Here is a 12639-nt window from a genome sequence, read left to right as displayed (position 1 = left end):
TGGCCGTTACTTGGCCACACTGACCCCGTAGAAGGAGTTCAAGCTGAACGGGCTGATCTTGAAGTCCTTCACGGCAGTGCTCATGGGCTGGTACACGGTGGAGTGGGCGATCGGGGTGATCGGCACCTGTTCCTTGAGGATGTGCTGCGCCTGCTTGTACAGCTCGGTGCGCTTGGCCTGGTCGGGGGTGGCCTTGGCCTGCTTGATCAGGTCGTCGTAGGGCTTGTAGCACCACTTGGAGAAGTTGTTGCCGTCCAGTGCGTCGCAGCCGTAAAGGGTGCCCAGCCAGTTGTCCGGGTCACCGTTGTCGCCGCTCCAGCCAATCAGCATGGCGCCTTGCTCGCCGGCCTTGGAGCGCTTGATGTACTCGCCCCACTCGTAGCTGACGATCTTGGCCTTGATGCCGACCTTGGCCCAGTCCGATTGCAGCATTTCAGCCATCAGCTTGGCGTTGGGGTTGTACGGGCGTTGCACCGGCATGGCCCACAGGGTGATCTCGGTGCCTTCCTTGATGCCGGCTTCCTTGAGTAGCTGCCTGGCTTTTTCGGGGTCGTACTTGGCGTCCTTGATGCTGGTGTCGTAGGACCACTGGGTCGGCGGCATGGCGTTGACCGCCAGCTGGCCGGCGCTCTGGTAAACCGACTCGATGATCTGCTGCTTGTTCACCGCCATGTCCAGGGCTTCACGCACCTTGAGCTGCGACAGCGGGTTGGGCTGGCTTTCGCCCTTGATCTTGTCCATCACGTTGTAGGCGATGTAACCCAGGTTGAAGCCGGCCTGTTCAGGCATTTGCAGCTTCGGGTCTTTTTTCAGCGGCTCGATGTCGGCCGGGCGCGGGAACAGGGTGATCTGGCATTCGTTCTTCTTGAGCTTTTGCATGCGCACCGAGGCGTCGGTGCTGATGGCGAAGATCAGGTTGTCGATCTTCACGTCATCGGGCTGCCAGTAATCCTTGTTGCCCTTGTAGCGGATCTGCGCGTCTTTTTGGTACTTGCTGAACACGAACGGGCCGGTGCCGATCGGCTTCTGGTTGATGTCGGCGGCCTTGCCCTGCTTGAGCAACTGGTCGGCGTATTCGGCGGACTGCACCGAAGCGAAGCTCATGGCCAGGTTCTGGATGAACGCGGCGTCCACTTCGTTGAGGGTGAAGCGCACGGTGTGCGGGTCGACTTTTTCGATGCGGGCGATGTTCTTGTCCATGCCCATGTCGGTGAAGTACGGGAATTCGGTGGGGTAGGCCTTACGGAACGGGTGGTTCTTGTCGAGCATGCGGTTGAAGGTGAACAGCACGTCGTCGGCGTCGAACTCGCGGGTGGGCTTGAAGTAATCGGTGGTGTGGAACTTCACGCCTTCACGCAGGTGGAAGGTGTAGGTCTTGCCGTCGTCGGAGACTTCCCATTTGGTGGCCAGGCCCGGGATGACCTTGGTGCCGCCACGCTCGAACTGGGTCAGGCGGTTGAAGATGGTTTCGGCGGAGGCGTCGAAGTCGGTTCCGGTGGTGTATTGCCCCGGGTCGAAGCCGGCCGGGCTGCCTTCGGAGCAGAACACCAGGTTGGAGGCTGCGAGTACGGAGGGTGCGCCGGCTAGCAAGCCTGCGCCAACCAGGAACGGAATGACTGCGTGTTTGAGCATGGTGGCCTCATTGTTGTCATTTTTTAGTAGAGGTGGCCTCGTGAGCCGACCTGCGGAAACTTATGCAGGCCCCGTTCCCAATGCAACACTCAGCAGGAGGGTTGGCGTCAAAAAAGTAGTACGAGCGTACATGGATGTCGCATTCGTATAACTTTGCTGAATGTTGAACGTTTGCGCAGGCGATAAAGGCGAATTTTTCAACATGTTTCGCACTTTAAGTGACAGGCGGATGCTCCTGAATAGAGCGTAGGAAAGGTCTGGTAAAGCTGTGGGAACCGCCTTGTCGGCGATTGGGACCCAAGGCCAACGGATGATCGGAGAGGGGGACGGCACCGGCATTGCCGGTGATCGCCCGCGAGCCGGCTGCTGCAGGGGGCGTAAATGAATGGGCATGGCGGCTGTCGCCGCCACGCCTATTCATTTGGAGGGTTCAGGGCACCTGAACTTCGATCAGGCCGTCGGCGCTCATGCTCACTTCGCTGGTACCGGCTTCGATATCCGGTGCCGGCGCTGCTTCGTCAGCGGCCTTGGCCATCATCGCCATCGGTGCGCTGCGCATGTAGGGGCGCGGGTAGCCGCTGCTGTTGAGGTTCAGGCTGACCACCTTATAGCCCTTGCCGCCGAGTGCCTCGGTGGCCAGTTGGGCGCGGGCCTTGAAGGCTGCCACGGCATCCTTGAGCAGCTCATCTTCGCTGGTTTTGCGGGTGCCTGGCGCGATGGAGAAGTCCATGCCGCCCATTTTCAGGTCTTGCAGCAGCTCGCCGGTGAGCTTGGACAGAGCCGGGAAGTCGGCGCTTTCCAGGCGCAGCTCGGCGCGTTCGCGCCAGCCGGTGATCTTCTGGCCCTTGGTGTCGTAGATCGGGTAGCTGTTGCGGCTGCCCTGGCTGATCTTCACATCCTTCACGTCGCGGGCCTGCTGCACGGCCTTGTTCATGGTTTCGGTGATCTGCTTGGCCAGCTTGCCCGGGTCGGTGTTCTGCGCTTCGCTGTACAGCGTGACCACCATCAGGTCGCGGGCGACTTCCTTGCTGACTTCGGCGCGCAGCGATACCTGGTTGTAGCGCGGCTCGTCGGCGGCCAGTGCGGGCAGGCTGGCGAGCATGCCGCAAGACAGGGCGAACGCGGCGCTGCGACGGGAAATGTGCATGTGTAGCTCCTTGGCGATAAAAGGCATGGCGACGGCATTCGTCCCACGCTTGGCCGATCAGACCGGGGACAGTGTAGTGGGTTCATAAGTGCCATCATGAATCTGTGACAAAGTGTGGCGCTTTGCCGCATCGCTGCAGCGAGGCGCCTGGCTTCGGTATACTCCAGCCGATTTTCCTGGAGCACTCATCGGGAGAGCTCATGCTCGCCGCCGTACATCCGCTATCTGCGACACGCCAGAACCTCTGGCGCCTGACCGTCATCCGCATCCTCGTGCTGGCCGCCCAGGCCGGGTCCGTGGGCGTGGCCTACTGGACCGAACTGCTGCCGCTGCCGTGGTTCTCGCTGGCCGTCACCCTGGCCCTGTCTTCGTTGCTGTGCGCGTTCACCGCGCTGCGCCTGCGCCTGTCGGTGCCGGTCACCGAGATGGAATACGCCCTGCAGCTGGCCTGCGACCTGCTGATCCACAGCGCGCTGCTGTATTACTCGGGCGGCTCGACCAACCCGTTCGTGTCTTATTACCTGGTGCCGCTGGCAATTGCCGCGGTGACCCTGCCATGGATCTACTCGCTGGTGCTGTCGGGCATTGCGCTGGTGGCCTACAGCCTGCTGCTGGTGCAGTTCTACCCGCTGGAGACGCTGCCGCTGGCGCGCGACACCATGCAGGTGTACGGCATGTGGCTGAGCATCGCCCTGGCAGCCGGGGTGATCACCTTCTTTGCCGCGCGCATGGCCGAAGAGCTGCGCCGCCAGGAGCACCTGCGGGCCGAGCGCCGCGAAGAGAGCCTGCGCGACGAGCAACTGCTGGCCGTGGCCACCCAGGCAGCGGGCGCTGCCCACGAGTTGGGCACGCCGCTGGCGACCATGAGCGTGTTGATCAACGAAATGCGCCAGGACCACACCGACCCGCTGCTGCAGGAGGACCTGCAGATCCTTCAGGACCAGGTCAAGCTGTGCAAGGAGACCCTGCAGCAGTTGGTGCGCGCCGCCGAGGCCAACCGCCGCCTGGCGATCGTCGAGCAGGACGTCACCGCCTGGCTGGACGAGGCGCTCAACCGCTGGCACCTGATGCGCCCGGAAGCCAGTTACCGCTTCCAGCGCCTGCGCGACGGCGAGGTGCCGCGGCTGACCCCGCCGCCGGACCTCACCCAGGCCCTGCTGAACCTGCTGAACAATGCCGCTGATGCCTGCCCGGACGACCTCGAGGTGCGCCTGGACTGGGACCCGCAGGACATCGTCATCAGCATCCGCGACCACGGCCCGGGCGTACCGCCGGCCATCGCCGAGGCTATCGGCAAACCCTTCATTACCACCAAGGGCAAAGGCTTCGGCCTGGGCCTGTTCTTGAGCAAGGCCAGCGTGACCCGTGCGGGCGGTTCGGTGAAACTCTATAGTCATGAGCAGGGTGGCACCCTGACCGAATTGCGCCTGCCCCATGGCAAGCGAGGAGATTGATATGAGCGAAGAAAACCAGGTCGAAGGTGAAGAACTGCCGCACCTGTTGCTGGTGGATGACGACGCCACTTTCACCCGGGTGATGGCGCGCGCCATGAGCCGCCGCGGTTTCCGCGTAAGCACCGCAAGCTCGGCTGAAGAAGGCCTGAAGCTGGCCGAGCAGGACCTGCCCGACTACGCCACCCTGGACCTGAAGATGGAAGGCGACTCGGGCCTGGTGCTGCTGCCCAAGTTGCTGGCGCTGGACCCGGAAATGCGCGTGGTCATCCTGACCGGCTACTCGAGCATTGCCACGGCAGTGGAGGCGGTCAAGCGCGGCGCCTGCAACTACCTGTGCAAGCCGGCCGACGCCGATGACGTGCTGGCGGCATTGCTGTCGGAGCACACCGACCTGGACACCCTGGTGCCAGAGAACCCGATGTCGGTGGACCGTTTGCAGTGGGAGCACATCCAGCGCGTACTGGGTGAGCACGAGGGCAACATCTCCGCCACCGCACGGGCGCTGGGCATGCACCGGCGCACCCTGCAGCGCAAACTGCAAAAGCGCCCGGTGCGGCGCTGACAGCAAGGCGCCTGCATCGCGGGGCGAGCCCGCTCCCACGGTTAGACCGTAGGAGATCCCCCAGCCCTTTCGGGCTGCGCTGTCGCGCAGAGAACTGGGCACGAGCCCGCCGCAGACCCTGTGGGAGCGGGCTTGCCCGCGAACACCGGCGAAGCCGGTGCCATACACCGCGTCGCCTGTTTCGCGGGCAAGCCCGCTCCCACAGGTCCCTGCTAAATCAATGAGTTATGTGCAGTTCTATGAGAGCGGGCTTGCCCCGCGAGGGTTTTACGTGCGTTGCAGGCCTGAACGGTCGGCCCGCACCGCCAACTGCCCGGCCCCGGCCGGCACCTCAAGCACCAGCGGCCCTTGTGCCGGCACCTTGGCCTGGCCAATCACCTGGCCATCGCGCAGCACTTGCAGCGCCATGCCGGCCAACGACTGGCCCGAAGCCAGCTCCAGTTCGATTGTGATAGTCATCGGTGACCTCCTTGTCACGGGTTGCGATCGGTATAGGTAGTTGCCAGGCCATCCAGGCTGGCGATCAGTTCCGGCGAGCCGCCGCGGAACTGGCGGAACAGGTTGCGCCCGCGTTGCTGGCCGTCCAACGGTACTTGTAGCGTGGGGTGGAACTGTTCGGTCAACTCGGCATAGGCGCTCCACGGGCCGATGTACGACTCATCGAGCTGGTCGGTGATGCTGAACGCATAGCGCACCGCGTTGCCGCGCTGCCAGTTCAGGCCGTCCGGCTCCTGGCGCTGCCAGTTGCTGATCGACGGTGAGCCGCCTGGCGCGGGGATGAACCCGGCAGGTGTGTTGGGCTGGTAGTCCTTGAGCAGCAGGTAGGTGCTCCAGCCCCACCAGTCGGCGGTGCGGTTACGGTCGTTGAGGTTGTTGACGTCCTTGCGCCGCAGCACGGTCTTGCCTTGCTGGAAGTACAGCGGGGCGAAGTTGCCGGGCACCAGGTCCTGCTCGGCGGCTTGCAGGTCGGGGGCCAGGCGCAGGGCGCTGTAGTCAGCCGGTTGTGGCAGGTGGCCGGACACGAACGCGTCGAACACTTCATCTGCCGAGCGCTGCACGGCACGCGCGACCTGGCGCCGGTTGGCCACATCGACGCTGTCGAAGTAACGCTTGTCGCCATAGGCGCGCCACTGCTCGCCCTCGGCGTTGCGCACCACCAGGCCGTACTGGCTGTCCTCATCGTGCATGAAACGCGAAATCAGCGAGCCGACATCGCTTGGGGTGACGCTGTCGGCCAGTGCCTTGCGCGGCACCCGCAGGTGGCCGGCAGAGAACAGGTCGGTGAGGAAGTGGTCGGCGAAGGCGTTCATCGCGTAGGCCAGTTGCAGGTCCTGCTCGGCGCCGCTGGCGTGGGCGGTGAGCGCCTGGCGCAGAGCGGCGCCGTGGCCGGCCTGGTAGGCCAGCAGCGCCCAGGGGCCGAAGTGGTCCCAGTTGCTGGCCGCAAGCTTCAGGTAGCGGCCCAGCGGGAACAGGTCGGAGACGAAGCTGCCGCCGCCGGTGATGCGGTTCCAGCGCGCCGACAGGCTGTCGCCGAGGGCGTCGTAGGCTTCATGGGGCTGGCGCCCGTCCTTGATCGCCTGGTTGGCCGCGCGGATTTCTTCCTGCATGACAGCAAGAATTTGCCCGGCTTCATCTTTGGCTGCCGGCAACCGGGCCAGCGAATCGAACGCCTGGATAAAACGCGCGATGCGTTCGGCCTCGTTGGCACCGTCGGCGATCGGCTGCTCCGGCAGGCCATAGAAGTCGCCACCCAGGGCAATCACCTGGCCGTAGGTCAGTTGCAGGCCGTTGGGCAGCGGCAGGGGCGCCTGGTGCGCAGGGATGCCGGGCTGGCCGGCCTCGAAGCGCAACAGGGTGTTGTCGCCGATGGCGGTGTGCTCAGCGCCTTCGAAGAACAGTTGCGGCCCGCGGTTGCCCGGTTGCGGGTTGGCCGCGGGGGCGTCGAAGCAGTGGTACTTGAGGGTGTGATGGCCATGCGTGACCAGCACCAGGTGGCTGTCCGGGCCGGGCAGGGCGATGCCCTGCTGTTCGAACAGCTGCTCGAGGTCGGCGACCACGAGGTTGGCCTGGGCCTGGTTGGCCACAGGCGGATGCTGCATTCCTGACATATTTGCTCCTTGCACTGTCTGGATAATCCGTTTAACTGTATGTATGTACAGTAATCGTCATCATAATCAGGAAATTTCCTACGTCAAGCGCGGTTATTGCTGCCAACTGGCAGCTTCGACGGGCGCAAGACACTGGCACTGACGTATGATTAGCCCCCTAACGGCAACCCTCAGGATCGCGCGGCATGCTCGCCCTTCTTATCCAGACACTGAACATCACGGCCCCCGTGTTCGCCATGCTGTTCATGGGCGTATTGCTCAGGCGCATCGGCCTGATCGACGACAATTTCAGCAAGGTCGCCTCGTCGCTGGTGTTCAACGTGTGCATGCCGGCGCTGCTGTTCCTTGGCATCTACCACGCCGACCTGGCTGCAGCGGTCAAGCCCGGGGTGATCTTCTATTTCATCATCGCCACCCTGGTGGGCTTCGCCCTGTCCTGGGGCATGGCCATCTGGCGCAGCCCGCTGGCCGATCGCGGCATCTACACCCAAGGCGCGTTTCGCGGCAACAACGGGGTGATCGGCCTGGCCCTGGCGGCCAGCCTGTATGGCGACTACGGCATTTCGCTGGGGGCGGTGCTCGCGGGCCTGGTGATCCTCATGTACAACTCGCTGTCGGCGGTGGTGCTGGCGGTGTACAGCCCGAACCTCAAGTCCGACCCGTGGAGCATCTGCAAGAACATCTTCAGCAACCCGCTGATCCTCAGCGTGCTGGCCGCAACGCCCATGGCCTACGGCCAGGTGCCGCTGCCCAACTGGCTGCTCACCTCTGGCGACTACCTGGCGCAGATGACCTTGCCGCTGGCGCTGATCTGCATCGGCGGCACCCTGTCGCTGGCGGCTTTGCGCGACAGCGGCAAGATGGCAGTGGACGTGAGCCTGGTGAAGATGGTCTGGCTGCCGTTGCTGGGCACCTTGGGCGCCTGGCTGTGCGGCTTCAGGGGCGCCGAACTGGGCATCCTGTTCTTGTACATCGGCAGCCCCACGGCGGCGGCCAGCTACGTGATGGCGCGGGCCGCCAACGGCAACCACGAACTGGCGGCGTCGATCATCGTGATCACCACGCTGATGGCGGCCATCACCACCAATATCGGAATTTTCGTCTTGCAGTGGGGCGGCTGGATCTAGAGCCTCGCTGCACTAACAATAAATGAACACTGCCACACCTAAAGGACACTTCATGCAAGACCAGAGCACGCCCGAGCGCTTGCAGCGCGGGCTGAAGAACCGCCATATCCAGCTGATCGCGCTGGGCGGTGCCATCGGCACCGGGCTGTTCCTGGGCATCGCCCAGACCATCCAGTTGGCCGGCCCTTCGGTGCTGCTGGGCTATGCGGTCGCCGGCCTGATGGCCTTCCTGATCATGCGCCAGCTTGGCGAGATGGTGGTCGAGGAGCCGGTTGCCGGCAGCTTCAGCCACTTTGCCCATCAGTACTGGAGCGAGTTCGCAGGCTTTGTTTCGGGCTGGAACTACTGGGTGGTGTACGTGCTGGTCGGCATGGCCGAGCTCACCGCCGTGGGCATCTACGTCAAGTACTGGTGGCCGGACTTCCCCACCTGGGCCACGGCGGCGATTTTCTTCGTGGTGATCAACGCCATCAACCTGACCCAGGTGAAGGTTTACGGCGAGCTGGAGTTCTGGTTTGCCCTGGTCAAGGTGGTGGCCATCGTCAGCATGATCGGCTTCGGCGCCTGGCTGCTGGGCAGCGGCCACGGCGGCCCGGATGCCAGCGTGGCCAACCTGTGGCAGTACGGCGGCTTCTTCCCCAATGGCATCACCGGGCTGGTGATGGCGCTGGCGGTGATCATGTTCAGCTTTGGCGGCCTGGAGCTGGTGGGCATCACCGCCGCCGAGGCTGCCAACCCGCGCGAGAGCATCCCCAAGGCCACCAACCAGGTGGTGTACCGTATCCTGATCTTCTACATCGGCGCCCTGGCGGTGCTGCTGTCGCTGTACCCATGGCAGAAGGTGGTGCAGGGCGGCAGCCCGTTCGTGATGATCTTCCACGAGCTGGACAGCGACCTGGTGGCGACCATCCTCAACGTGGTGGTGCTGACTGCCGCGCTGTCGGTGTACAACAGCTGCGTGTACGCCAACAGCCGCATGCTGTTCGGCCTGGCCTCGCAGGGGGATGCGCCACGCCAACTGTTGAAAGTCAGCCGCCGCGGCGTGCCGCTGACCGCCCTGGGCGTGTCGGCCTTCGCCACCGGCCTGTGCGTGGTGATCAACTACCTGATGCCGGGCGAGGCCTTCGGCCTGCTGATGGCGCTGGCGGTGTCGGCGCTGGTGATCAACTGGGCGAGCATCAGCATCACTCACCTCAAGTTCCGCAAGGCCAAGCTTGCGGCCGGTATCACGCCGTTCTACCGCAGCTGGGGGCACCCGGTCAGCAACTACCTGTGCCTGGCGTTCATCGTGCTGATTCTGGTGGTGATGTACCTGACGCCGCCGATCCGCATTTCGGTGATGCTGATTCCGCTGTGGATTGGCGTGCTGTGGGTGGCGTTTCGCATGAAGAAGGCTCGCCAGGCCAAGTAGCTTGTGCTGTACCGGCCTCTTCGCCGGCAAGCCCGCTCCCACGCTGCGTTCCCCTATGCGACAGCGCAGCCTGCAGGAGCCGGCTTGCCGGCGACAGGCCCGTCAGTCATGTTTTACCCTCAGTGTTGGCGGCGCCAGGCGCGGACCGTGGTGTACAGCAGCACAAGGCCCAGCACCGGCAGTACGTAGAACAGCATCAGTCGTTCGAGGCGACCGGCCAGTGGCAGGCCGGTGGTGAAGGTCACCACGTGCAGGCCGTAGGCCAGGTACAGGCAGAGAAACACCAGGCCTTCGGCGCGGGTGACGCGGTAGCCGGAGTAGAACACCGGCAGGCACAGCGCGGCGACACCGAGCATCACCGGCAGGTCGAAGGCCAGGGCGTTGGGCGAGATCGACAGCGGCTCGGGGGTGATCAGTGCGGTCAGCCCCAGTACGGCCAGCAGGTTGAACAGGTTGCTGCCGATCACCGTGCCCACGGCGATCTCCCGCTCGCCGCGCAGGGCGGCGAGCAGCGCGGCGGCCAGCTCCGGCAGCGAGGTGCACACCGCCACCACGGTCAGGCCGATGATGCGCTCCGACAGGCCCAGGTCGGTGGCCACCTCGACAGCGGCCTCCAGCAGCAGGTGCCCGGCCAGGCTCAGCAGGCCAAGCCCCAGCAAGGTCTGCAGCAAGGTTGCGCTCCAGAAGCGCCAGGCGCTGGTGTGCGCGGCGTGGGCATGCGGGTAGGTGCGGGCGTAGTGGCGCGACTGGTGCCAGAGCATCAGCAGGTAGCCCAGCAGGCCCAGCAGCAGCACTGCGCCTTCGAAGCGCCCCAGCAGGCCGTTGCCGGCCAGTGCATAGACCAGCGCGCTGGCGCCGATCATCAGCGGGATGTCCAGGCGCACCAGTTGGCGAGATACCCGTAGCGGGATGATCAGCGCGGCCAGGCCAAGAATCACCAGCACGTTGAAGATGTTGCTGCCGACCACGCTGCCCACGGCCACGTCCGGCGCGCCCTGGTAGGCGGCCTGCAGGCTCACGGTCAGTTGCGGCGCGGTGCTGCCGAAGGCTACCAGGCTCAGGCCGATGATCAGCGGGCGCACGTGCAGGCGGGTGGCCAGGCGCAGGGCCGCGCGCACCAGCAGTTCGGCGCCGATGATCAGCAGCAGCAGGCCTGCGGCCAGTTGCAGGAGGCTGAAGGTGGGGAGGGTGGCCAGGTCGAAAATGGCGAAGGGCTCCAGTCAGGTCAGTCGCTCAGACCTTGTACCCGCACGCGCGCCGTTCCGCTACGGAGCATGCCGATTTTTTCAGCGGCAGCCCGTGACAGGTCGATCAGCCGGCCGCGGGTATGCGGGCCGCGATCATTGATGCGTACCACCACGCTTTGCTGGTTGCTGAGGTTGGTGACCAGCACGCGGGTGCCGAAGGGCAGGCTGCGGTGGGCGGCGGTGAGGCCGTGCTGGTTGAAGGGCTCGCCACTGGCGGTGCGTTTGCCGTGGTGGCGCGCGCCGTAGTAGGAGGCGGTGCCGCTTTGGTCGTAGCCGCGGGGGTCGATGTCATGGCTGGCGCAGCCGGCCAAGGCAGAGAAAAAAGCCAGGGCGGTAAATGTTTTTTTTAGCAAGGCAGGTGCTCTCCGGTGCGGCCATTCGCGGGCAAGCCCGCTCCCACGGTTAGCACGCCGCTTATGCTGGCGGCGATATTCCTGTGGGAGCGGGCTTGCCCGCGAACGAGGGCGAAGCCCTCGCAGGATTACAGGGGTAAAGCAGTCACCCTTCGAGCTTGGCCTTGAGCATTTGGTTCACTTGCCCCGGGTTGGCCTTGCCTTTGGAGGCTTTCATTGCCTGGCCGACGAAGAAACCGAACATCTTGCCGCGCTTGGCCTCGTCGGCGGCGCGGTACTGTTCGACCTGCTCGGCGTTGGCGGCGAGCATTTCGTCCAGCACCTTCTCGATGGCGCCGGTGTCGGTCACCTGCTTGAGGCCGTTGGCTTCGATCACCTGGTCGGCAGTGCCTTCGCCGGCGGCCATCTTCTCGAACACGGTCTTGGCGATCTTGCCGCTGATGGTGTTGTCACGGATGCGCAGCAGCATGCCACCCAGCTGCTCGGCGCTGACCGGCGACTGGTCGATCTCCACGCCCAGCTTGTTCAGCAGGCTGCCCAGCTCGACCATGACCCAGTTGGCGGCAAGCTTGGCGTCGCCACCAATGGCGACCACCTGCTCGAAGTACTCGGCCTGCTCGCGGCTGGAAGCCAGCACGTTGGCGTCGTAGGCCGACAGACCGTACTGGCTCTGGAAGCGCTCGACCTTTTGCGTGGGCAGCTCTGGCAGCGAGGCGCGCACGCTATCGAGGAAGGCCGGCTCGATGACCACCGGCAGCAGGTCCGGGTCGGGGAAGTAACGGTAGTCGTTGGCTTCCTCCTTGCTGCGCATGGAGCGGGTCTCGTCCTTGTTCGGGTCGTACAGGCGGGTTTCCTGCACCACCTTGCCACCGTCCTCGATCAGGTCGATCTGGCGCTGGATTTCGCTGTTGATGGCGCGCTCGATGAAGCGGAACGAGTTGACGTTCTTGATCTCGCAGCGGGTGCCGAACTCGACCTGGCCTTTCGGGCGGATCGACACGTTGCAGTCGCAACGCAGCGAGCCTTCGGCCATGTTGCCGTCGCAGATGCCCAGGTAACGCACCAGGGCGTGGATCGCCTTGACGTAGGCCACGGCTTCTTTGGCGCTGCGCATGTCCGGCTCGGAGACGATCTCCAGCAGCGGGGTGCCTGCGCGGTTCAGGTCGATGCCGGTGGCGCCGTTGAAGTCTTCGTGCAGGCTCTTGCCGGCGTCTTCTTCAAGGTGCGCGCGGGTCACGCCGATGCGCTTGAGGGTGCCGTCTTCAAGGGCGATGTCCAGGTGGCCCTTGCCGACGATCGGCAGGTCCATCTGGCTGATCTGGTAGCCCTTGGGCAGGTCGGGGTAGAAGTAGTTCTTGCGCGCGAACACGTTGCGCGGGCCGATTTCGGCGTCGATCGCCAGGCCGAACATGCACGCCATGCGCACGGCTTCCTGGTTGAGCACCGGCAGTACGCCGGGCATGCCGAGGTCGACCAGGCTGGCCTGGGTGTTCGGCTCGGAGCCGAAGGTGGTGGCGCTGCCGGAGAAAATCTTCGACTGGGTGGCGAGCTGGGTATGAATCTCCAGCCCGATCACAACTTCCCATTGCATGTGTGAA

General features: G+C 64.5%; 11 protein-coding genes. 4 read left to right on the top strand and 7 right to left on the bottom strand.

Annotated elements, in window-relative coordinates:
• Positions 1-6: 6 nt before the first annotated feature.
• Together KSS93_RS24640 and KSS93_RS24635 are read right to left on the bottom strand one after the other, a co-directional pair.
• Positions 7-1632 (bottom strand): ABC transporter substrate-binding protein, encoded by a 1626-nt coding sequence (locus KSS93_RS24640; RefSeq protein ID WP_217886371.1) that lies wholly within the window; start codon positions 1630-1632, stop codon positions 7-9.
• A gap of 430 nt (positions 1633-2062) precedes the next feature.
• On the bottom strand, positions 2063-2779 hold the full coding sequence (locus tag KSS93_RS24635; RefSeq protein WP_217886370.1) for an SIMPL domain-containing protein: 717 nt from the start codon (positions 2777-2779) through the stop codon (positions 2063-2065).
• Positions 2780-2979: 200 nt separating this feature from the next.
• Between KSS93_RS24635 and KSS93_RS24630 the strand changes: the two genes are divergently transcribed.
• Both KSS93_RS24630 and KSS93_RS24625 read left to right on the top strand, forming a co-directional pair.
• Positions 2980-4233 (top strand): ATP-binding protein, encoded by a 1254-nt coding sequence (locus tag KSS93_RS24630; protein WP_217886369.1) that lies wholly within the window; start codon positions 2980-2982, stop codon positions 4231-4233.
• A gap of 1 nt (position 4234) precedes the next feature.
• On the top strand, positions 4235-4795 hold the full coding sequence (locus tag KSS93_RS24625; RefSeq protein ID WP_217840181.1) for a response regulator transcription factor: 561 nt from the start codon (positions 4235-4237) through the stop codon (positions 4793-4795).
• Between the two features lie 267 nt (positions 4796-5062).
• On the opposite strand, the gene KSS93_RS24620 is transcribed toward KSS93_RS24625, so the two are convergent.
• On the bottom strand, positions 5063-5254 hold the full coding sequence (locus KSS93_RS24620) for a hypothetical protein (RefSeq protein ID WP_217886368.1): 192 nt from the start codon (positions 5252-5254) through the stop codon (positions 5063-5065).
• A 14-nt stretch (positions 5255-5268) separates the two neighbouring features.
• Entirely contained in the window at positions 5269-6903 is a 1635-nt protein-coding gene (locus KSS93_RS24615; protein ID WP_217886367.1) for a phospholipase, read from the bottom strand.
• Positions 6904-7088: 185 nt separating this feature from the next.
• On the opposite strand from KSS93_RS24615, the gene KSS93_RS24610 reads away from it, so the two are divergent.
• Together KSS93_RS24610 and KSS93_RS24605 are read left to right on the top strand one after the other, a co-directional pair.
• Entirely contained in the window at positions 7089-8030 is a 942-nt protein-coding gene (locus KSS93_RS24610; RefSeq protein ID WP_217886366.1) for an AEC family transporter, read from the top strand.
• 52 nt (positions 8031-8082) lie between these two features.
• Positions 8083-9441 (top strand): amino acid permease, encoded by a 1359-nt coding sequence (locus KSS93_RS24605; RefSeq protein WP_217886365.1) that lies wholly within the window; start codon positions 8083-8085, stop codon positions 9439-9441.
• Positions 9442-9560: 119 nt separating this feature from the next.
• On the opposite strand, the gene KSS93_RS24600 is transcribed toward KSS93_RS24605, so the two are convergent.
• From KSS93_RS24600 to gatB, 3 genes are all read right to left on the bottom strand, one after another.
• Entirely contained in the window at positions 9561-10604 is a 1044-nt protein-coding gene (locus tag KSS93_RS24600) for a calcium/sodium antiporter (protein ID WP_217888800.1), read from the bottom strand.
• A 62-nt stretch (positions 10605-10666) separates the two neighbouring features.
• Entirely contained in the window at positions 10667-11041 is a 375-nt protein-coding gene (locus tag KSS93_RS24595) for a septal ring lytic transglycosylase RlpA family protein (RefSeq protein WP_217886364.1), read from the bottom strand.
• Positions 11042-11186: 145 nt separating this feature from the next.
• A complete protein-coding gene (gene gatB, locus KSS93_RS24590; protein WP_217886363.1) occupies positions 11187-12632 on the bottom strand; it encodes an Asp-tRNA(Asn)/Glu-tRNA(Gln) amidotransferase subunit GatB in 1446 nt (481 codons plus the stop codon).
• Between the last annotated feature and the right edge of the window lie 7 nt (positions 12633-12639).

The sequence above is a fragment of the Pseudomonas xanthosomatis genome (assembly GCF_019139835.1).
GTDB classification, from domain to species: domain Bacteria; phylum Pseudomonadota; class Gammaproteobacteria; order Pseudomonadales; family Pseudomonadaceae; genus Aquipseudomonas; species Aquipseudomonas fakonensis.
This window is presented reverse-complemented; position numbering and strand designations above follow the sequence as displayed.